Consider the following 20,068-nt stretch of genomic DNA (forward strand, 5'->3'; position numbering starts at 1 on the left):
CCACTCCATCCACGCCCTGCCCCGCGTGAGCACGGCACCAAGCACGCCCCTGGCTGCCGTGCACGCGCGCGGAGACGATCGTGCGGCTACCCGCCAACACACAGCCCTCACCCGGCCGTCAACGCCCCCACTCCGCTGTGCCCGGGTCCCGGCCGCCCTCCCCCGGCCTGGTCAGGAGTGTGGGCCGGCTGGCAGGATCGCGCGCATGTCCAAGGTGATCCCCCGTATCGGCAGGCGCCGTGCGGTGCAGGGCGCGGCCGTCGGTGTCGTCGCCCTCGCCCTGCTGGCGTGGTGGCTGCTGCCCCTGGGCGAGGACCCGCCGACCGGGACGATCGTCTTCAGCACCGGCACCCAGCGCGGGGTGTACCAGGAGTACGGGGAGCGGCTGCGCACCGAACTCGACAAGGACATGCCGGGCTTGAAGGTGAAGCTGCTGAACAGCGCCGGCTCGCAGGAGAACGTGCAGCGGGTGGCGACCGGCGAGGCCGACTTCACCATCGCGGCGGCCGACGCGGTGGAGACCTATGTGCTCGACGACCGGCCCGGCGCCCGGGACCTGCGCGGCGTGGCCCGGCTGTACGACGACTATGTGCAGTTGATCGTCCCGCGTAACTCCGATGTGCGGACGGTCGCGGACCTGAAGCACAAGCGGGTGGCCATAGGTCCGTTCGACTCCGGGGTGCGGCTGATCGCCAACCGGGTGCTCAGGGCCGCGGGCATCGATCCCGGCAAGGACATCACGCCCCTGGCCGACGGCATCGACACCGGGCCCGACCGGCTGAAGCGAGGCGACATCGACGCGTTCTTCTGGTCGGGCGGTCTGCCCACCAAGGGGCTGTCCGAGGTGGCCCGCACCTTCGCCCTCCGGTTCGTTCCGATCGGGGCCGACCTGGTGGCCCGGCTGCACGGCCAGGGCGACGTCACCCGCTACTACCGCACCACCAACATGCCCGAGTCCGCCTACCCGTCCGCCCAGCAGGGCATGACGGTGGCGACGATCGCGGTCTCCAACCTGTTGATGACCCGCAAGGACGCGGATCCGAGGCTCACCGAGTGGCTGACCCGCACGGTGATCAAGAGCCGTGACGACATCGGCAGCCACGTCCACTCCGCGCAGTTGGTCGACCTGCGCACCGCGATCTACACCGACCCGCTGACGCTGCACGAGGGCGCACGGCGGTACTACCGGTCGGTCAAGCCGTAGGCGCGCTCACGGCCACGGGCCGGTGCCGGGGCACCGTCACCGTCACCTTCAGGCCGCGCGGCGCGTGGTGCCCGTACGCGATCGAGCCGCCGCCCGCCGCGAGCAGGGCCCGGGTGATGGACAGGCCGAGGCCGGAGCCCTTGATGTTCTGGTGCCGGCCGCTGCGCCAGAAGCGGTCGCCGATGCGGGCCAGTTCCTCGTCGGACAGGCCGGGCCCGGTGTCCGTGACCACGACCGTCGAGGTCTCGCCGTCGCGGGCGACGGTCACCTCGACGGTGCCGTCCTCGGGCGTGAACTTCACCGCGTTGTCGATCACCGCGTCGAGGGCGCTGGACAGCGTGATCGGGTCGGCCCAGGCGGTGGTGGGCGGGCAGTCGCCGACCAGCCGGACGCCCTTGACCTCGGCGGCCGGTGCCCAGGCTGCCACCCGCTCCGCGGCGAGCTGGCCGATGTCGGTCAGTCGCAGGTCCGCCTCGGCGTGCTCGGCCAGGGCCAGGTCCAGCAGGTCGTCCAGGACCTGGGCGAGTCGTCTGCCCTCGGTCTGCACGGAGGCGATCTCCTCGTTGCCCTCGGGCAGTTCGAGGGCGAGCAGTTCGATGCGCAGCAGCAGCGCGGCGAGGGGGTTGCGCAACTGGTGGGAGGCGTCGGCGACGAAGGCCCGCTGCTGCTCCAGCACGCTTTCGACGTTGTCCGCCATCTCGTTGAACGAACGGGCCAGCCTGCGCAGTTCCGGCGGACCGCCGGCCGCGGCCACGCGTGACTTCAGGCGCCCGGTGGCGATGTCATGGGTGGTGGCGTCCAGGACGCGCACGGGCCGCAGCACCCAGCCGGTCAGCCTGAGGGCGGCACCGACGGCGAGCAGCATCGCGGCGATCTCACCGGCGCCGACGAGCAGCCAGCCGCGCAGCGTCCGTGAACGCATCGCTCCGGTCGGCGAGTCGGTGACCACCACGGCCGCCACGTCGCCGTCGCGGATCACCGGCGAGGCGACGACGAGCCGGGTGCGCTGCCAGGGCCACACCTGCTCCGGGTCGTGGCTGCGCCGGCTGAGCAGCGCCTCCTCGAAGGCGTCGCGCACCTCGCCCTCCTCGGGCAGCAGCCAGTCGCCGGGCGCGTTCGCCATCGGCGAGGCGTTGCGGTAGAAGACGCCGGCGCGGATGCCGTAGACCTCGAAGTAGCTGGTGAGTTCGCGGCGCAGGGTCTCCTTGCGCTCGTCCTCGGTCGAGCGGCGCGACCCGGCGGGCGCGTCGGTGACGAACTGGGCCAGCGCGGCGAACCGGGCCGTGTCGTCGATCCGGTCGACGACCACCGTCTGCTGCTCGGCCGCCGCGCTGCTGACGGCCAGCGGGACGCCGAGCGCGAGCAGCACGGCCGCCATCAGGACGATGAGCAGCGGGAGGAGACGTGTGCGCACCCGTGCCCGCTAGGCGGCCGGGGCGACGAGCCGGTAGCCCACGCCGCGTACGGTCTCGATCAGCGCGGGCATGCGCAGTTTGGCGCGCAGGGAGGCGACGTGCACCTCCAGGGTGCGGCCCGTGCCCTCCCAACTGGTGCGCCAGACCTCGCTGATGATCTGTTCCCGCCGGAACACCACGCCCGGCCGCTGGGCGAGGAGCGCGAGCAGGTCGAACTCCTTGCGGGTCAGCTGGATCACCGTGCCGTCCACCGTGACCTGGCGGGTGGGCAGTTCGATGTGCACGGGGCCGAGCCGCAGCGCGCTGTCGCCGCTGGTCGCTGTGGCCTCATGGACGGTGCGCCGGCTGACGGCATGGATCCGGGCGAGCAGTTCCCCGGTGTCGTACGGCTTCACCACGTAGTCGTCGGCGCCGAGGTTGAGGCCGTGGATCCGGGAGCGGACGTCGGAACGCGCGGTGACCATGATCACCGGGGTGCTGGTGCGTTTGCGGATCTTGCCGCACACCTCGTAGCCGTCCTGGTCGGGCAGGCCGAGGTCGAGCAGGACCACGCCGAAGCCGGGGCCCTCGGGGACGAGCGCCCGCAGCGCCTCCTCGCCGCTGCGCGCGTGCGTGACGTCGAAGCCGTGCCGGGCGAGGATCGCGGACAGTGCCGCCGCGACGTGGTTGTCGTCCTCGACGAGCAGCAGTCTCATCCCCGCCCCCTCCGGTTCAGCGGTCGTACCGTCCCGGTTCTCCATCGGCCACTAAAAGGTGCCCACGCACAGGAATGTTGCCCACGCGCGCGTGCACCATGGCAGTGACGCCGATGGACGAGGACGGCGTCAAGAGGGTTCCGGTTACCCACCGCATCCGTTACCCGGCCGATACGTGACCAGCTCGCAACTGCTACGACACGTGTCCGATTGCTATCGGATCGTGATGCTCAGATTCCCCTCAGATGTAATGACGCTTGTCGCAGGGGCTCACTACTGTCCTCCGAAACCGAGGAGGACGGAGCCTGAGAGCGATGACCGAAGTATCGGTGGCCAAGGAAGACGTGGCCGCGACCGGCGATCTGGTCGTCCTGAAGAGCGTCAACAAGCACTTCGGCGCGTTGCACGTGCTCCAGGACATCGATCTGACGATCGCTCGCGGCGAGGTCGTCGTGGTCATCGGACCCTCCGGGTCCGGTAAGTCGACCCTGTGCCGCACCATCAACCGCCTGGAGAGCATTGACTCGGGCACCATCACGATCGACGACAGGCCGCTGCCCGAGGAGGGCAGGGAACTGGCCCGGCTGCGGGCGGACGTCGGGATGGTGTTCCAGTCCTTCAATCTCTTCGCGCACAAGACCGTGCTCGACAACGTGATGCTGGGGCAGGTCAAGGTCCGCAAGGCGGACAAGAAGCAGGCCGAGGAGAAGGCCCGGGCCCTGCTCGACCGGGTCGGCGTCGGTACCCAGGCCGACAAGTACCCCGCGCAGCTCTCCGGCGGGCAGCAGCAGCGCGTGGCCATCGCCCGGGCCCTGGCGATGGACCCGAAGGTGATGCTTTTCGACGAGCCGACCTCCGCACTCGACCCCGAGATGATCAACGAGGTCCTGGAGGTCATGCAGCAACTCGCCCGCGACGGCATGACCATGATCGTCGTCACCCATGAGATGGGCTTCGCGCGCTCGGCCGCCAATCGCGTGGTCTTCATGGCGGACGGCCGCATCGTCGAACAGTCCACGCCGGACCAGTTCTTCAGCAACCCGCGCAGCGACCGGGCCAAGGACTTCCTGTCGAAGATCCTGCACCACTGACGGCACCCGCACGCTTGACGGACGAACCGGTTCACCCGCACCGCCGGCCCGCTTCCTCACCACACGAAGGATGTTCACCATGAAGCTCCGCAAGGTCACCGCAGCCTCGGCCGCCGTGCTCGCCCTCTCCCTGGCCGCCACCGCGTGCGGTTCCGACGACAAGGACGGCAGCGGTTCCTCCGGCGGTGGCAAGAAGATCACCGTCGGCATCAAGTTCGACCAGCCCGGCATCGGCCAGAAGACCCCGCAGGGCTACTCGGGCTTCGACGTGGACGTGGCCACGTATGTCGCCAAGAAGCTCGGCTACAGCGAGGGCCAGATCGAGTGGAAGGAGTCGAAGAGCGCCGACCGCGAGACGATGCTCAAGCGCGGTGACGTCGACTTCATCGCCGCCTCCTACTCGATCACCCCGGAGCGCCAGCAGCAGGTCGACTTCGCCGGCCCGTACCTGCTGGCCCACCAGGACGTGCTGATCCGCGCGGACGACGACAGCATCAAGTCAGCCTCGGACCTCAACAGCAAGAAGCTGTGTTCGGTGACCGGTTCGACCTCGGCGCAGAACGTCAAGGACAAGCTGGCTCCCAAGGCCCAGCTCCAGGAGTACCCGACGTACTCGGCGTGTCTGACCGGTCTGCAGAACAAGGTCATCGACGCGCTCACCACCGATGACTCGATCCTCGCCGGCTACGCCTCGCAGTCCCAGTTCAAGGGCAAGTTCAAGCTCGCCGGCCTCAAGATGACCAACGAGAACTACGGCATCGGGGTCAAGAAGGGCAGCGACCTCAAGGACAAGATCAACAAGGCCCTCGAGGACATGGTCTCCGACGGTTCCTGGCAGAAGGCCGTGGACAGCAACTTCGGTCCTGCCAACTACAAGAACGAGCCCGCCCCGAAGATCGGCGACGTCAAGAGCTGAGGCAGTGCCCGGCCGGTGCGCCGCCGTGACGGCGGCGCACCGGGGCATCCCTACACGCGGAAGCACGGGAGATCGTGTTCGACTTTCTTGAGGGTTACGACCTGCTGGGAGCCTTCTGGGTGACGGTGCAGCTGACGCTGCTGTCCGCCGTGGGCTCCCTGATCTGGGGCACCCTGCTGGCCGCCATGCGGGTGGGCCCGGTGCCGCTGATGCGCGGTTTCGCAACCGCCTACGTGAACATCGTGCGGAACATCCCGCTCACGGTGATCATCCTGTTCAGCTCGCTCGGCCTCTACCAGACGCTGAGCGTCAGCCTGGGTGCGGACGACGTCAAGACGATCAGCTTCCGGCTGGCCGTGCTCGGCCTGATCCTGTACACGTCCGCCTTCGTCTGCGAGGCACTGCGCTCCGGCATCAACACGGTGCCGGTCGGGCAGGCCGAGGCCGCCCGGGCGATCGGCCTGAACTTCACCCAAGTGCTCACCCTGGTGGTGCTGCCGCAGGCCTTCCGTGCGGCCGTCGGCCCGCTGACGAACGTGCTGATCGCGCTGACCAAGAACACCACGGTGGCGGCCGCGATCGGCGTGGCGGAGGCCGCGTATCTGATGAAGGAAATGGTCGAGAACGAGGCGCAGTTGGTGCTGATCTCAGCCATCATCGCCGTCGGCTTCTGCTGTCTGACGCTGCCGACCGGTCTGCTCCTCGGCTGGGTCGCCAAGAAGGTGGCGGTGAAGCGATGAGTTCCGTCCTGTACGACGCCCAGGGCCCGCGCGCCAAGCGGCGCAACGTCCTCTACACGGTGGTCTTCGCCCTCGCCGCGGCCGCCGTCCTGTGGTGGGTGTTCAGCGCCCTCGCCGACAAGGACCAGTTGGCCTGGGAGAAGTGGAAGCCGTTCCTCGGCGGCACCGAGGCCTACACGACCTACATCTGGCCCGGTCTGGAGAACACCCTCAAGGCCGCCGCCCTGTCCATGATCATCGCGCTGCCGCTGGGTGCGGTCCTCGGCATCGCCCGGCTCTCGGACCACGTGTGGGTGCGCGTCCCGGCCTCGGTCGTGGTCGAGTTCTTCCGCGCGATCCCGGTCCTGGTCCTGATGATCTTCGGGATGGCCTGGTACTCCGAGTACACCAACGTCGGCTCGGACGACCGTCCGCTGTACGCGGTCGTCACCGGCCTCGTGCTCTACAACGCGTCCGTCCTGGCCGAGATCGTCCGGGCCGGCATCCTGTCGCTGCCCCGGGGCCAGTCCGAGGCCGCGATGGCGATCGGTCTGCGCAAGAACCAGACGATGCGGCTGATCCTGCTGCCGCAGGCGGTCACCGCGATGCTCCCGGCGATCGTCAGCCAGCTCGTGGTGATCGTGAAGGACACGGCGCTCGGCGGCGCCGTCCTGACCTTCCCCGAACTGCTCGCCTCGGCCAACACGATGAGCGCCTATTACGGGGCCAACACGATCGCCTCCTTCACCGTGGTGGCCGTGATCTTCGTGGCGATCAACTTCTCGCTCACCTCCTTCGCGGGCTGGCTTGAGCGACGGCTGCGGCAGGGCAAGAAGTCCACCGGCGCGGTGCTCGGCGCCGACGCGGCCGCCGAGCTGGCCGCCCCGGGCGAGCACGAAGAGGTGACGAAGGTCGGATGATGCCGACGGGGGCCATTGAGCACGCCGGGCGTGGTGAGCGCGACGGGCGCGGCGCGCGCTCGCTGAGCCGGAAGCGCCTGATCAGCACGATGACCCCGAGCAGCCGATGATCTGACGAAGCGACAATTCCGTGGGGGCAGTGGCATGATCGCCACTGCCCCCGGTCACTTGACGCAAACACCGCCAATGGGTTGCATACGTTCTGTGATCGTGCACCCTGCTCCACCTTCTTGTTCACCCACGTCCGTCCAGGCACAGCTGCGGGCAGGGGGCGCCGCGCCGTGGACCCGGTGATCATCGTCGGAGCGGGGCCCGTCGGGCTCACGCTGGCCCTGGCGCTGGCCCGCCAGGACGTGCCGTCCGTCGTCCTGGACGAGGGTCCCGGCACGGAAGAACCGCGCGCCGCGCGCACCGTCGTGCTGCGCGAGGACACCGCCGCCCTGGTGACCCGGCTCACCGGCGTCCCGCTCGCCGAGCGGGGGCTGCGCTGGGCCGGATGGCGGTCGCTGCGGCGCAAGCAGGTGATGGGCGAGATCGAGTTCGACGACGAGGAGCCGGGCCCGCTGCATCTGGCGCAGCACGTGCTGACCGGCGCCCTGCGCGCCGCGCTCGCCGACGAGCCGCTGGCCAGGCTGGCCGTGAACAGCCGCCTCGACACGATCGAGCAGGAACGCTCCGGCGTCACCGCCCACACCCGGGACCCGGGCGGCACCTGGTGGCGCGGCAGCTATCTCGTCGGCTGCGACGGTCCCCGCTCCACCGTGCGCAAGCTCCAGGACATCCGCTTCCCCGGCCGTACGGCGGTGGAGCGGCACGCCGTGGCCGCACTGCGCGCCGAACTGCCCCGGCCCGGCTGGGGGTTGCTGCACCGGATGCCGCCGTGGCGGGCGTCCGGGCCGTTCGCCGGCGAGGTGACCGCCCGCCCCCTGCCGGACGGTGTGTGGCGCCTGGACTGGCTGCTGCCGCCGGGCAAGGACCTCGTCACGCCCGAACTCCTCGTCGCCCGGGTCCGCGAGACCCTGGCCGGCTGGACGGGCGGCACCACACCGCCGTACGAACTCCTCGACACCGGGGTCCACACGGTGCACCACCGGCTCGCCCGCAGGTGGCGGGTGGGGCGGGTGTTCCTCGCCGGGGACGCCGCCCATCTGCTCGGCGCGCTCGGCACCCAGGGCCTCGACGAGGGACTCAGGGACGCCGACAACCTCGCCTGGAAACTGGCGCCGGCCTGGCACCATGGCCCGCACGAGGCGCTGCTCGACTCCTACCAGGCGGAGCGGCGCGCCGTGGTCGCCGCGCGGCTGCGCGCCACCGACCAGGTGCTGCCGGTGCTGCGCGGTGGTGGCGGACTGCGCGCCTACGTTCCCGGCACCGCCCGTGGCCATGACACGCTGCTCACGGACGGTCATCTGGGACGGGGGCAGCTGGGCGCGCCGGGGTCGTACGCCGACTCCCCGCTCGCGCCCGAGCACCTCGATGCGGAGGTCCCGGTCGACACGCCGCCGGGCGCCCAGGTCAGCGACGTGCGGGTCACCGCCGAGGACGGCACCTTCGTGCGGTTGCGGGACCGTCTCGGCCGCGGAGCGCTGCTGGTCGTGCTGATCGCCCCGGGCACGGGGGTGTGGGACCGCAAGCACTGGGTGACCGCCGGGATCATGCCCCGTCTGGCGGCGGCGGTGGCCGCGCTGCCGTACCCGGCCGAACTGCTGGTCGCCGAGTCCTACCCCGGCGCGCCCGCGCACACCGTGCTTCTCGTACGCCCCGACGGGCACCTGGTCACCGCGCTGGGCGGGGTCCGGCCGGCCGACCTGTACTCGGCCGCGCAGGCGGCGCTGGGCGGCGCCGCGAAGGAGGAGGCCGAGGCCGCCGCTGGGGCGGGTTCCGGGGCGCGCTGACCCTTCTCTTTCTCCCCTTCTCTTTCTCCTGGTCCTTCTTCTGGTCTTTCTCCTGGTCCGGTCCACATTCCGACGATGAGTTGACCGCTGCGCTCCCGCAGTGGTGTACTCCGCTTCGTGATCGACACCTGTGTGCGCCTGTGGCGGAGGGTCCATATGGACCTGGTCCGCTATGCGGGCTGCGTGTGTCGCCGCACCTGCTGAATTCGCACCCCTCTCTCCTCCGCGCGCCCCACCTGACCTGCGGCGCGCTCTCCGCGAACGCTCAACAGGACGGTGTACGTGTCTGTCTCTCCCTCCGCATCTGCTTCCTCCGCCGCCCCGGCCACCTCTGCCGCGACGGCCCCGCCCACTCAGGCGGACCTCCTCGACTTCGTCCGGCGGACCGCCGCCGACGCCGAGCTGATCGCCTCGCTTCCGCTCGACCCGGAGGGGCGCACCTGGGTGCGCCTGGACGGGCCCGGCGGCAGTGAGGCCTGGCTGATCGGCTGGCCTCCCGGTACCGGTACCGGCTGGCACGACCACGCCGAGTCGATCGGTGCCTTCCTCACCGCGGTGGGCGAGTTGAAGGAGAACTCGTTCGCCGCCCGGCTGCCCACCGACGGCTGGAAGACGCTGGAACTCACCGAGGGCGTGGACCGCGAGCGCCGGCTGCCGGCCGGGCGGGGCCGTTCCTTCGGTCAGCACCATGTCCACGAAGTGCTCAACGAGTCGACCGAACGGCATGCCGTCTCCGTCCACGCCTACTACCCGCCCCTGCCGCAGATCCGCCGCTACAGCCGCAGCGGTCAGGTACTGCGTCTGGAGCAGGTGGAGCGCCCCGAGGACTGGCAGTGAGCGAGTCGTCGGGCGCGGGCGGGGCCGAACCGCCGCTCGGCATCGACGAGTTGCTGGCGCAGGTGCGCGCGGGCTATCGGCGGATCGAGCCCCGTGAGGCGTATGACGCGGCGCGGGGCGGGGAGGCCCTGCTGGTCGACATCCGGTACGCGGCGCTGCGCGAGCGCGATGGTCTGATCCCCGGCGCACTGGTCATCGAGCGCAACGAACTGGAGTGGCGCCTCGATCCCCGGGGCAGCCATCGCGTGCCCGAGGCCACCGGCCACGACCTGCGCGTCGTGGTGATCTGCAACGAGGGTTACGCGTCCAGTCTGGCAGTCTCCTCTCTGCACCGGCTCGGTCTGCACCGGGCCACGGACCTGATCGGCGGTTTCCAGGCGTGGAGAGCGGCGGGGCTGCCGGTGGCGTCCTGACCCAGGGCTTCCTCCTCGCCGGGCCGTGCTCCCCCGGCCCTCCGCGTCCGGCCCTCCGGGTACGGGGGGAGGCCGGGGGACGGCGTCGGCACCGGTCCTCGGTGGCGCGACCGCTCGGCGTCTCGGCCGCCCCGCCCGCGTGACCTATCTCGTCGACCGGTCCCTGCTGGGTCAGAACTCCTCGCCGTCGAGGAAGTCCGTGTCCTCGCCCTCCTCCTCCAGCGCCTGCCGGACCACCCGAAGGGCCATGCCCTCGGGGTAGCCCTTGCGGGCGAGCATCCCGGCCAGGCGCCGTATGCGTCTGTCCCGGTCGAGGCCGCGGGTGGAACGCAGCTTGCGGGCGACGAGGTCGCGGGCGGTCGACTCCTCCTGCTCGGCGTCGAGTCGGGCCACGGCCTCGTCGATCAGTGCCGAGTCGACCCCTTTGGTACGCAGTTCCCGGGCGAGCGCGCGCCGGGCCAGCCCCCGGCCGTGGTGCCGCGACTCCACCCAGGCGTCGGCGAACGCGCTGTCGTCGATCAGGCCGACCTCCTCGAACCGCGACAGCACCTCCTCGGCGACGTCGTCCGGGATCTCCTTCTTGCGCAAGGCGTCCGCCAGTTGCTTGCGCGTGCGCGGGGTCCCGGTGAGCAGGCGCAGACAGATCGCCCGCGCCCGCTCAGCCGGGTCCCCTGGAGACTCCTCCTGCTCAGCCCTCGACAAGGAGAAGGAGCCTCCGTCTTCGTCGGCCGGTCCCCCGAAGCCCCGCCGACGACGCCCGCGCGGGCCGCCGCCACGACGCCCGCCACCGGGCGGTCCGCCCCCGTGTGGTCCTTCGCCGCGGGGCCCACCCCCGTAGGGCCCCACGCCTCGTGTCCCCTCGCCGTGCGAGCCACCCCCGTACGGCCCCTCGTCGTGGCGGCTGTCCCCGTGCCGCCCCTCGTCGTGGGGCCGGCCGCGGTGGGGCTCGTCACCGTACGAATCCCGCGGGCCGCCGGGGTCGAAGGCGCCGGCCCCTCCGCTGGGTTCGCCCCGAAACGGCCGGTCGTCGGCGAACGCCCCCTCGCCGTCCGGGCCGTCGCCCGGCCGGGCGGGGCCGACGCCACCTCTGCCCGTCCGCTCCCGGTGAGCGTCGAGGTGCGCGTACTCGGCCCAGTCGGTTCGTCGTGTCACGGGTCAGCTCTTGGCTGCGGCGGCCTTGGGCTTGGTGGCCTTGGCGGCGGCCGGGGCGGGCGCCGTCTTCGCCGCGTCGCCCGGAGCGGCGGCGACCGCCACGGCCGGTTCGGCGGCGGGCTCCTCCGGCCGCACTCCGACGCCCAGCTTCTCCTTGATCTTCCGCTCGATCTCGTTGGCCAGGTCGGGGTTGTCCTTGAGGAAGTTGCGCGCGTTCTCCTTGCCCTGGCCGAGCTGGTCGCCCTCGTACGTGTACCAGGCGCCGGCCTTGCGGACGAAGCCGTGCTCCACGCCCATGTCGATCAGGCCGCCCTCGCGGCTGATGCCCTGGCCGTAGAGGATGTCGAACTCGGCCTGCTTGAAGGGCGGCGCGACCTTGTTCTTGACGACCTTGCAGCGGGTGCGGTTGCCGACCGCTTCCGTGCCGTCCTTCAGCGTCTCGATCCGGCGGATGTCGATGCGCACCGAGGCGTAGAACTTCAGGGCCCGGCCACCGGTCGTGGTCTCCGGGGAGCCGAACATGACGCCGATCTTCTCGCGGAGCTGGTTGATGAAGATGGCGGTGGTCTTGGACTGGTTGAGCGCGCTGGTGATCTTCCGCAGCGCCTGGCTCATCAGCCGGGCCTGCAGACCCACGTGGCTGTCGCCCATCTCGCCCTCGATCTCCGCGCGCGGGACGAGCGCGGCGACGGAGTCGATGACGATCAGGTCGAGCGCGCCGGACCGGACCAGCATGTCCACGATTTCCAGCGCCTGCTCGCCGTTGTCCGGCTGGGACAGGATCAGGTTGTCGATGTCGACGCCCAGCTTGCGCGCGTACTCGGGGTCGAGGGCGTGTTCCGCGTCCACGAACGCGACCTGGCCGCCTGCCTTCTGCGCGTTCGCCACGGCGTGCAGGGTCAGGGTCGTCTTGCCGGAGGACTCGGGTCCGTAGATCTCGACGACACGGCCGCGCGGCAGGCCGCCGACGCCGAGGGCCACGTCGAGCGCGGTCGACCCGGTCGGGATGACCTCGATGGGCTCCTTCGACCGCTCGCCCATGCGCATGACCGCGCCCTTGCCGAATTGCCGTTCAATCTGCGCGAGCGCGGCGTCGAGCGCCTTCTCGCGGTCGGTTCCTGCCATGGGTTCCACCCGGTTTGCTTGAGTCGATCGCTTCACGTCAAAGACGCTAACGCCTGCCACTGACAATGCGTCCCGACGCCGACCCGGCCTGTGGATAACTCCGGCACTTCTCCACCCGAACCGGGCCGAAACCCCCCGTCGAGAACCTCGCCTGGACCTCCATAAGAATGGATGTTCGATTTTCATGTCAAGCGCACCACACGGCACTTACGCTCGTCCAGCCACTGGTGTCCTGTGCCGTCGAAGCCTGATCGGCGAGCGGGCGGCGCCGGTACGTCCGTTCCGTCGGCCGAGGCGGGCTTCGCGGGCCGATGGCGAACATGCGGTGGCTGTCGGGCTCCCGCAGACGACGGTGCCTGCGCCAGGACGTCGCCGACCGGCTGATGGAGATCTTCAGTGAGCCGCGCCCGTTGCGGCCCAGCGCCACCGCCCGTGGCAGGGACGGCGCCCGCCAGGCCGTTCCAAGGTCGATACCGCTGGACGAACGCCGGTGAAACTGGGTAGCCGTTCAGGCCCGGCGCTGCATGCGGAGATCCCCGGCGTCGGCTCCGTCGAGACCTGGGGCCAGCTGATACAGGTGAGCCGGCTTCGTCGCGCGACGTCCGTGACCGTCAGTGATCCACGCCGCTCAAACGATGCCGCTGTGCGGCCTTGCGGGGCGTGAAAGGGTCGGGGCATGGCTCACTCACCCATGCGGATCCATGCCCTCATCGTCGATGCCACCAACCCCGAGCGGCTTGCCGCGTTCTGGTCCGATCTGCTGGGCAGGCCGGTCGTGGGCCGTACCGGACCGTATGTCTGGCTGCGGCGCGAGAACGGCCTGGGCCTGGGCTTCCAGCAGACCGTGGAGCGCAAGGCGGGCAAGAACCGCATGCACTTCGACATCACCTCACCCGATCCGGCCGCCGAGCAGCAGCGGGTCGAGGCGCTGGGCGGGCGCCGACTGGAGGAGTATGCCGACGGCGGGTTCCTGGTGATGGCCGACCCCGAGGGCAATGAGTTCTGCATCATCCCCGAGGGCCCCTTCGAGTTGGACGACGAGGGCCGCGCGAACTACCTCGGCTGACCGGCGTTCCCGTGCTCAGCGTGTCATCGACCGGCCCTGAGTCCGGCCTCCCGGACCCGCCGTCGCCCTGAGACCGCCACGGGGACGAACCGAACAGGCGACGGCAGCGCGGGAGTCGCGCCGCATCAGCGGACCACGTCGAAGACCTGCTTCTGCAACCCGTTGGCGTAGACGTCGTGCTCGACCAGCTTCAGCTTCTGGGTGTCCTTGTCCGTGGTGCTGAACAGACGCTTGCCCGCGCCCAGCAGCAGCGGGAAGACGAGCAGGTGGTAGCGGTCGATCAGGCCCGCGTCGGACAGGCCGTGGTTCAGGGATGCGCTGCCGTGGACGATGATCGGGCCGCCCTCGGTCTCCTTCAGTGCGGCGACCTCGTCGAGCGAGCGCAGGATCGTGGTCTCCCCCCAGTTCGAGACCAGGCCGTCCTCGGTGAGGGTGGTGGAGACGACGTACTTCGGCATCGTCTTGTAGTCCGCGAAGTCCTCCATGTCCGGCCAGACGGGACTGAAGGCCTCGTAGCTGACCCGGCCCATGAGGATCGCGGCGGCTTCCTCCTGTTCCCGCCCCTTGATCTCGTACGCCTCGGGGACGAACTCGATGTCCTTGAAGGTCCATCCGGCATTCCGGTAGCCGGACTCGCCGCCCGGGGCCTCGACGACGCCGTCGAGCGAGATGAAGGCGGTGCTGATCACAGTACGCATCGAGGCTTCCTTGCTGTCTTGTGTCGGGTGTTTCGATCACTGGGTGCGCACGCGCGGTGCCGGCGCGAGGAGAGCCGCCACGGTCCGGATCAGCTCCACAGCGACGTCCAGCACGCCCCAGAGTGGAACCGACAAGAAAAATTGTCAAGGAGATCTGAGTTGTCGGAATCCTCGATGAGGCCGTCGCACCGCTGCTTCCCACGGCGTACGGCGGGTGTCTCCGGCTGGACGACGACCTCGGGCCACGCGCTCGGGAGTCTTGGCGCATGGATGATCCGCGCCCCGTCGAGCGTCTTTGTCACGCGATCGGTCTGCTTCTCGTCGTCTCCGGTGTCGTGCACCTGGCCGTGTTCGCCGTCGACGGCGGCCCCTGGTACGGCCCCGTCTCCTGGCGCAAACCCGTCACGTTCGGGCTCTCCTTCGGAGCGACGCTGATCGCGATCACCTGGGTCACCTCGTATCTGCGCATCGAGCCACGGCTGCGCGCCGCCCTGCTCACCGTGTTCGCCGCCGACTGCGTGGTGGAGGTCGGCGGCATCACCCTGCAGGCCTGGCGCCGGGTGCCCTCGCACCTCGACATGGAGACGCCCTTCGACACCGCGGTGTCCATGACGCTCGCGATCGGCGGCGGCGTCCTCGTGGTGCTGCTCACCGTGTTCGCGGTGGTCGCCTTCCGGCACCGGCCGGCCGGGCCGCCTGGCATGGCACCGGCGGTGCGTGCGGGATTCGCCGTCCTGCTCGTGGCGCTCGCCTCGGGTGCCGCGATGATCGCGCGCGGGGTGGTGCTCACCCGCACCGGCCACCAGGAGGCCGCCTACCATTCGACGGCCCCGCTCAAGCCGCTGCACGGGGTGAGCCTGCACGCCGTGCTGGTGCTGCCGGCGCTGGCCTGGCTGCTGTCCCGCACGTCCTGGAGCGAACGGGCCCGGCGGCGCACCGTGGCCGTCGCGATCGGCTGCTATGTGGCCGCGGTCGCCGCGGCCGGGGCCTGGGCGGTCCTCACGTACTGAACGCGACGCGCACCGAACGCGTCGCCGCGCCCGACCCTCAGGCGGAGCCCTCCTCCTGGGCCTCCGGTTCGGCCGGTACCGGCCGCCGCGTCCACTGCGTCCACGCGTGCGTGAGACGGCCGGGCCCACTCGTGCCGCGCGCCCGTTGGCCCTGCACCCGGGGGTCGTCCGTGACGTCGTACCGCTTCACGTATGCGCCCAGGAACGCCTGCAGCGTGGCGACCGCGGGAATCGCGATGAGCGCGCCGACGGCGCCGAGCAGCGCGGTGCCCGCGATGACCGACCCGAAGGCGACGGCGGGGTGGATGTCGACGGTCTTCGCGGTGAGCTTGGGCTGCAACCCGTAGTTCTCGAACTGCTGGTAGATCACGACGAAGACCAGGACCCACACCGCGTACCAGGGATCGACCGTGAACGCGATCAGCATGGGCAGCGCACCCGCGAGGTAGGTGCCGATGGTCGGGATGAACTGGGAGACCAGACCCACCCAGACGCCCAGGACGGGCGCGTAGGGGACGCCGAGGGCCTGGAGCAGGACGTAGTGCGCGATCCCGGAGACGAGCGCCATGAGCCCACGGGAGTACAGGTAGCCGCCCGTCTTGTCCACGGCGATCTCCCAGGCGCGCAGCACCTCCGCCTGGCGTGCGGGAGGCAGCACCGAGCACAGGGCGCGACGCAGCCGCGGCCCGTCGGCGGCGAAGTAGAACGAGAACAGCCCGATCGTCAGCAGCTGGAACAGGCCGCCGAGCACCTGGGCGGACACGTCGAGCACCCCGGCGGCGCTGGTCTGCGCGTACTTGCGCAGCCAGTCGGAGTGCAGCAGCCCCTCCTGGACGTCGACCCGTCTGAGTTCCGTGTGGAACGTCTCGTTGATCCAGTTGATGACCGAGTCGAGATAGTCGGGGAAGCCCTCGACCATCTTGACGATCTGGCCCGCGAGCATCGAGCCGAGCAGGGTGACGAACCCCGCCGTGACGATCACCAGGCCGAGGAAGACCAGGAAGGTGGCGAACCCGCGGCGCATGCCGCGCCCGGCCATCCAGCTCACCGCGGGCTCGATGGCGAGGGCCAGGAAGAACGCGATGAGGATGTTGATCAGCAGACCGGTCACCTGGTGGAAGGCCCAGCTGCCCAGTTGGAACGTGGCGATGAGGGCGAGCGCGAGCACCATGGCGCGCGGCAGCCAGCGCGGCATGCGGGCGCCCGGCGCGGCGCGGTCGGCCGGAGGCCGGGCGGGCGGCGTCGTGCCGGGCGGGGATGCGTGCCGGGTCGTCTGCCCGGTCTCGTCAGTGGGGGCCACGGTGCAAGTCTCGCCCACGCCACCGACAACCCGCTGGCCCCCTCCGGTCTTCGTGACCGATCAGCGCCTTTCCCCCGGCACGTCCATGACGGTGCAGACCACGCGCCACACGTCCTTGGCGTCCCAGCCCGCGTCCAGCGCCTGGTGCACCGTGCGTCCGCCCAGCTCCGCCATCACATGATCGCGCGCGAACGTGTCGGCGTATCCCGGACCGAAATGATCCGCCATCCGCTGCCAGAAGACCGTCAACCGCATGAATCCAGTATCCCGCCCCTGAGAGTGGGCCCTGCCCGGGACCCCGTGCCGAGACCGCTTTCCGCCCTACGGTCTGTCGCATGGCCGAATCCGGAGCTTCCCCACTCCCCCCTGCGCCCACGGCGCACTCCCCGCTCTTCCGCGCCGAGCACTTCGTCTGGCTCACCGCGCGTGTGCTGGAGCAGCGCCTGTTCGCGTACCACTTCCTGAACGGCGGCGTCGATCCGGTGGAGACGGCACTGGACGCCTACCGCAACGAGGACGGCGGGTACGGCCACGCCCTGGAGCCCGATCTGCGCGGCCCGGTCAGCCAGCCACCGCACACCCGTCACGCGCTGGGCGTCCTGGACGCCATCGGACGCTGCGGCGGACAGCGGGTGGAACGCGTGTGCCGCTATCTGACGTCGGTGTCCACAGCCGACGGCGCTCTGCCCCCGGTCGGTCCAGGCCAGCGCGGCTACCCGACTGCCCCGTCCGTGCCGGTCGCGGACGGCCTGCCGAGCGACCTGCTCACCACCGCTCCGGTGGTCGGCCTGCTGCACCGCAACGAGGTGTGGCACGCCTGGCTGTTCCGGGCCACGGACTTCTGCTGGCGGGCCATGGAGTCGCTGGAGAGGCCGCACCCCCGTGAGATCACGGCGGCGGTGGCCTTCCTGGACGCCGTGCCCGACCGCCCGCGCGCGCAGGCGCTGGCCGACCGGCTGGGCCGCCTGGTGCGGGAGCAGCGGTTCGCGACGCTGGACGCCGCGAACCGTTCGGCGGACGAGCCCGGCACGCCTCACCAGGCCCTCGCGTCCGGCCACGACCCGGCGGAGCGCCGCTTCCCGCACGACTTCGCCCGGACTCCGGACTCGCTCGCGCGCGCGTGGTTCACCGAGGAGGAGATGGCGCGCTCGCTGGACCACCTCGCCGTGCTCCAGCAGGAGGACGGCGGCTGGCCGGCCCGCCACGCCCGGTGGGCCCCGGGCATCACCCTGGAGACCCGCCCCATGGTCACGATCGAGGCCCTGCGCACGCTGAGAGCACACGGCCGGCACGTGGGTTGACGCATGTGGGCCGACACGGACGCGAGCCCGCCACGCACGGGCGCGTGCGGGGCGCTGCTGCCCAGTCCGAGGCCCAGGGGGGTCGTGAGGGCCACGCGCGGGCGCGCAGGGGCGGCCTTGAGGTGCCGCTGGAACACCGTGCTCGCCGGCCACGCGCGGGCGCGTGCCGGCAGGGCGCGGCCGGGCCGGGGCGGGGTCAGCCATGGCTCGCCACGCGCGGGCGCGGGCGGGCCGAGCAGACGGCGGTCGGTCCGGGCCCGGCGTCAGCCGCCCATGGCGCGCACTCCCGCCGTCACCAGCACCGCCGCCGCGACGACGAGCAGGAACGGGGCGCGCAGCATCAGCGCCACGGCGGCCGCCGCGAGCCCGGCCGCCTGGGCGTCCAGCACGAGCGCGTGGCCGTTCGCGAACGTCTGCTGCGCCGTGAGGGCGGCGAGGAGGGCGACGGGCAGCAGGGCGGAGAGCCGTTTGACGAGCGGCCGTTCCAGGGCGCCCGCGGGCACCAGCAGGCCGGCGAGCTTGACGGCGTAGCAGCCGAGGGCGGTGGCCCCGATGGCGATCCAGGTGTTCAACGTGCTTCCCCCGTCGTCCGGTCCGGTGTCGTGCGATCTGGTGCGGGCTGAGGACGAGGGGCGCCGCGGGTCCGTCCGCCGCGGCGGCCCTCCACGAACAGGGCGAGCGGCGCCGCGAAGGCGGCCACCAGCACGGGCACCCCGGCGGGCAGGACGGGCAGCAGACCGAGTCCCAGGACCACCGCGAGGCCCGCCACGGCTCGCTCGGTCACGGACTTCAGCATGGGCGCGAGCAGCGCGAGGAAGACGGCGGGTCCGGCCGCGTCGAGGCCCCACGCGTCGGTGTCCCCGATGGCCTCGGCGCCCAGGGCGCCGAGCAGCGTGGTGAGGTTCCACAGCACGTACAGGCTGGCCCCGGTGACCAGGAAGCCGAGGCGGGCAGCGCGCCGGGTCGGCTGCGCCAGCGAAACGGCGGTGGTCTCGTCGATCACCCACTGGGCCGCGAAGGGCCGCATCGCGCGGCCAAGGGCCAGCAACTGGGACAGGCGCAGTCCGTAGAACGCGTTGCGCACTCCCAGGAAGAAGGCACCTGCCGCGGCCGTGACCGGGCCGCCGCCGGCCGCGAGCGCTCCCACGAGCGCGAACTGGGAGGCGCCGGTGAACACCAGGAGGCTGAGCGCACAGGTCTGCGGCACGCTCAGTCCGCTGCCTGCCGAGGTCACCCCGAAGGCGAAGCCGGACAGTCCTACGGCGACTCCGACTCCGAGCGCGTCCCGGACGACGGCGGAGTCGGCTTTCCCTGGATCTTCGGCGCGTATGTCTGCGAGCGCTCTCTGTTCTGCCACGCCTCGGACGGTACGAGCACCCGCCGCCGCGGGTCTTGTACGTTCTTGCGCTCACGCTGGTACGCCCCGGGAGGCACGCCGACGATCCGGGCGAAGTGCCGGTTGAGGTGCGGCTGGTCGGTGAACCCGACGGTGACGGCCGCCTCGGCGGGTGTGGTGCCCACGTCCAGCAGGCGCCGCGCCCGGCGCACCCGGGCGTCGGTCAGCCAGGCGTGCGGCGGCATGCCGTACGCGTCGCGGAACGCCCGCAGCAGGGCGAAGGGGCTGGTTCCGAGGTCGGCGGCGAGCCGTTCCAGCGTGGGCGGCTCGGTCATCCGTTCCTCCAGCTCGGCACGCGCGCGTGCCGCGATCCGGGCTCCCGCCGAGCGGACCTCGTGCCGGGGCACCGGCCCGCCGTTCAGCCGCAGCAGCCGGGTCACCGCCACCCGCAGCAGGGTGTCGGCGGCGAGCGCGTTGCCCTCGTCGGCGGCGCGCAGCACCTGGTGGACGAGACCGACCGCGTACGGGTCGTCGAGGACGGGGCTGACGAAGCCGGGGGTGCCGCGGATCCCGGTGGTCTCGGCGGCTATCGCGGCCACCACGTCGGGCGACGGGTAGACGGCTCCGTACCGCCAGCCCTCGGGGCCGCCCGCCCGGCCGGTGTGTGCGGTGTCCGGGTTGACCAGCGCCAGCGCTCCGGCGCCGGCTACGACGTCCGACCCGCGGTGGTGGAAGACCTCGACGCCGTCGACGATGGCCGCGATCACGAAGTGCTCGTGGGTGTGCCGGACGAAGGTCTTGCGGATGTAGCGGGCGCGCAGCAGGTCGACACCGGGCAGTTCCTCGTACTGCCAGTGCCGCGCCAGCTCGCCCGACCCCGCCATGCGGTCATTGTCCGTCACACCGCCGCCGCGACCCGCCGCCGCGGGCCTGGTCGCGGTTGGTGCCGGTGCGGTCCCGGCTGATGCGGTGCCG

23 protein-coding genes are annotated in these 20,068 nt (G+C 71.3%); 13 read left to right on the forward strand and 10 right to left on the reverse strand.

The features are described from left to right. Window positions 1-205: 205 nt before the first annotated feature. Window positions 206-1,204 (forward strand): TAXI family TRAP transporter solute-binding subunit, encoded by a 999-nt coding sequence (locus tag ACIRFL_RS24905; RefSeq protein WP_404032284.1) that lies wholly within the window; start codon window positions 206-208, stop codon window positions 1,202-1,204. Here the strand turns inward: ACIRFL_RS24905 and ACIRFL_RS24910 are convergent. Together ACIRFL_RS24910 and ACIRFL_RS24915 are read right to left on the reverse strand one after the other, a co-directional pair. Next, window positions 1,194-2,618 carry an ATP-binding protein gene (locus ACIRFL_RS24910; protein ID WP_404032287.1) on the reverse strand — a complete coding sequence of 475 codons (1,425 nt, stop codon included), beginning with the start codon at window positions 2,616-2,618 and terminating at the stop codon, window positions 1,194-1,196. The two genes, ACIRFL_RS24905 and ACIRFL_RS24910, sit on opposite strands and share 11 nt — an antisense overlap. 9 nt (window positions 2,619-2,627) lie before the next feature. After that, the gene (locus ACIRFL_RS24915; RefSeq protein WP_404032289.1) at window positions 2,628-3,314 is read right to left on the reverse strand and encodes a response regulator transcription factor; all 687 of its coding nucleotides are present in this window, start codon (window positions 3,312-3,314) and stop codon (window positions 2,628-2,630) included. 314 nt (window positions 3,315-3,628) lie between these two features. On the opposite strand from ACIRFL_RS24915, the gene ACIRFL_RS24920 reads away from it, so the two are divergent. The 8 genes from ACIRFL_RS24920 (at window position 3,629) to ACIRFL_RS24955 (ending at window position 10,105) form a co-directional block, all read left to right on the forward strand. Continuing rightward, the gene (locus tag ACIRFL_RS24920; RefSeq protein WP_404032291.1) at window positions 3,629-4,405 is read left to right on the forward strand and encodes an amino acid ABC transporter ATP-binding protein; all 777 of its coding nucleotides are present in this window, start codon (window positions 3,629-3,631) and stop codon (window positions 4,403-4,405) included. Between the two features lie 79 nt (window positions 4,406-4,484). Further along, on the forward strand, window positions 4,485-5,321 hold the full coding sequence (locus ACIRFL_RS24925; protein WP_404032294.1) for a glutamate ABC transporter substrate-binding protein: 837 nt from the start codon (window positions 4,485-4,487) through the stop codon (window positions 5,319-5,321). Between the two features lie 74 nt (window positions 5,322-5,395). After that, window positions 5,396-6,061 carry an amino acid ABC transporter permease gene (locus ACIRFL_RS24930; RefSeq protein WP_404032297.1) on the forward strand — a complete coding sequence of 222 codons (666 nt, stop codon included), beginning with the start codon at window positions 5,396-5,398 and terminating at the stop codon, window positions 6,059-6,061. Then, window positions 6,058-6,960: an amino acid ABC transporter permease gene (locus tag ACIRFL_RS24935; protein WP_404032300.1), complete on the forward strand. Its 903-nt coding sequence runs from the start codon at window positions 6,058-6,060 to the stop codon at window positions 6,958-6,960. The genes ACIRFL_RS24930 and ACIRFL_RS24935 overlap by 4 nt, the downstream gene beginning before the upstream one ends. A gap of 281 nt (window positions 6,961-7,241) precedes the next feature. Further along, on the forward strand, window positions 7,242-8,855 hold the full coding sequence (locus tag ACIRFL_RS24940) for an FAD-dependent monooxygenase (protein WP_404032302.1): 1,614 nt from the start codon (window positions 7,242-7,244) through the stop codon (window positions 8,853-8,855). Between the two features lie 156 nt (window positions 8,856-9,011). Then, window positions 9,012-9,059 carry a hypothetical protein gene (locus ACIRFL_RS24945; protein WP_351741692.1) on the forward strand — a complete coding sequence of 16 codons (48 nt, stop codon included), beginning with the start codon at window positions 9,012-9,014 and terminating at the stop codon, window positions 9,057-9,059. 78 nt (window positions 9,060-9,137) lie between these two features. Then, window positions 9,138-9,692: a cysteine dioxygenase gene (locus ACIRFL_RS24950; RefSeq protein WP_404032305.1), complete on the forward strand. Its 555-nt coding sequence runs from the start codon at window positions 9,138-9,140 to the stop codon at window positions 9,690-9,692. Beyond that, the gene (locus ACIRFL_RS24955; protein WP_404032308.1) at window positions 9,689-10,105 is read left to right on the forward strand and encodes a rhodanese-like domain-containing protein; all 417 of its coding nucleotides are present in this window, start codon (window positions 9,689-9,691) and stop codon (window positions 10,103-10,105) included. Before ACIRFL_RS24950 ends, ACIRFL_RS24955 begins: the two co-directional genes overlap by 4 nt. A 171-nt stretch (window positions 10,106-10,276) precedes the next feature. Here ACIRFL_RS24955 and recX read toward each other — a convergent pair whose 3' ends face one another. Both recX and recA read right to left on the reverse strand, forming a co-directional pair. Further along, a complete protein-coding gene (gene recX, locus ACIRFL_RS24960; RefSeq protein ID WP_404032310.1) occupies window positions 10,277-11,257 on the reverse strand; it encodes a recombination regulator RecX in 981 nt (326 codons plus the stop codon). 3 nt (window positions 11,258-11,260) lie between these two features. After that, window positions 11,261-12,382: a recombinase RecA gene (recA, locus tag ACIRFL_RS24965; protein ID WP_404032312.1), complete on the reverse strand. Its 1,122-nt coding sequence runs from the start codon at window positions 12,380-12,382 to the stop codon at window positions 11,261-11,263. Between the two features lie 320 nt (window positions 12,383-12,702). On the opposite strand from recA, the gene ACIRFL_RS24970 reads away from it, so the two are divergent. Both ACIRFL_RS24970 and ACIRFL_RS24975 read left to right on the forward strand, forming a co-directional pair. Then, complete coding sequence (locus ACIRFL_RS24970) at window positions 12,703-12,876, forward strand: hypothetical protein (protein WP_404032315.1); 174 nt, start codon at window positions 12,703-12,705, stop codon at window positions 12,874-12,876. A 182-nt stretch (window positions 12,877-13,058) separates the two neighbouring features. Beyond that, the gene (locus tag ACIRFL_RS24975) at window positions 13,059-13,448 is read left to right on the forward strand and encodes a VOC family protein (RefSeq protein ID WP_404032318.1); all 390 of its coding nucleotides are present in this window, start codon (window positions 13,059-13,061) and stop codon (window positions 13,446-13,448) included. Window positions 13,449-13,573: 125 nt separating this feature from the next. Here the strand turns inward: ACIRFL_RS24975 and ACIRFL_RS24980 are convergent, their stop codons facing one another. After that, window positions 13,574-14,146, reverse strand: a complete 573-nt coding sequence (locus ACIRFL_RS24980; protein WP_404032321.1) for a dihydrofolate reductase family protein — start codon at window positions 14,144-14,146, stop codon at window positions 13,574-13,576. 266 nt (window positions 14,147-14,412) lie between these two features. Between ACIRFL_RS24980 and ACIRFL_RS24985 the strand changes: the two genes are divergently transcribed. Beyond that, the gene (locus ACIRFL_RS24985) at window positions 14,413-15,156 is read left to right on the forward strand and encodes a hypothetical protein (RefSeq protein WP_404032324.1); all 744 of its coding nucleotides are present in this window, start codon (window positions 14,413-14,415) and stop codon (window positions 15,154-15,156) included. A 37-nt stretch (window positions 15,157-15,193) separates the two neighbouring features. Here the strand turns inward: ACIRFL_RS24985 and ACIRFL_RS24990 are convergent, their stop codons facing one another. Further along, window positions 15,194-16,456 (reverse strand): AI-2E family transporter, encoded by a 1,263-nt coding sequence (locus ACIRFL_RS24990; protein WP_404032327.1) that lies wholly within the window; start codon window positions 16,454-16,456, stop codon window positions 15,194-15,196. A gap of 60 nt (window positions 16,457-16,516) precedes the next feature. Continuing rightward, the gene (locus ACIRFL_RS24995; RefSeq protein WP_404032330.1) at window positions 16,517-16,711 is read right to left on the reverse strand and encodes a DUF3046 domain-containing protein; all 195 of its coding nucleotides are present in this window, start codon (window positions 16,709-16,711) and stop codon (window positions 16,517-16,519) included. Window positions 16,712-16,791: 80 nt separating this feature from the next. Between ACIRFL_RS24995 and ACIRFL_RS25000 the strand changes: the two genes are divergently transcribed. Continuing rightward, the gene (locus tag ACIRFL_RS25000) at window positions 16,792-17,757 is read left to right on the forward strand and encodes a hypothetical protein (protein WP_404032333.1); all 966 of its coding nucleotides are present in this window, start codon (window positions 16,792-16,794) and stop codon (window positions 17,755-17,757) included. A gap of 263 nt (window positions 17,758-18,020) precedes the next feature. Here ACIRFL_RS25000 and ACIRFL_RS25005 read toward each other — a convergent pair whose 3' ends face one another. From ACIRFL_RS25005 to ACIRFL_RS25015, 3 genes are read right to left on the reverse strand one after another with little or no spacing between them, the layout of a single operon-like run. Next, complete coding sequence (locus ACIRFL_RS25005; RefSeq protein WP_404032336.1) at window positions 18,021-18,329, reverse strand: AzlD domain-containing protein; 309 nt, start codon at window positions 18,327-18,329, stop codon at window positions 18,021-18,023. Continuing rightward, window positions 18,326-19,114 (reverse strand): AzlC family ABC transporter permease, encoded by a 789-nt coding sequence (locus ACIRFL_RS25010; RefSeq protein WP_404032339.1) that lies wholly within the window; start codon window positions 19,112-19,114, stop codon window positions 18,326-18,328. Before ACIRFL_RS25010 ends, ACIRFL_RS25005 begins: the two co-directional genes overlap by 4 nt. Then, a complete protein-coding gene (locus ACIRFL_RS25015; RefSeq protein ID WP_404032342.1) occupies window positions 19,015-19,977 on the reverse strand; it encodes an AraC family transcriptional regulator in 963 nt (320 codons plus the stop codon). The genes ACIRFL_RS25010 and ACIRFL_RS25015 overlap by 100 nt, the downstream gene beginning before the upstream one ends. Between the last annotated feature and the right edge of the window lie 91 nt (window positions 19,978-20,068).

The organism is Streptomyces sp. NPDC102462, from assembly GCF_044765425.1.
Classification (GTDB): domain Bacteria; phylum Actinomycetota; class Actinomycetes; order Streptomycetales; family Streptomycetaceae; genus Streptomyces.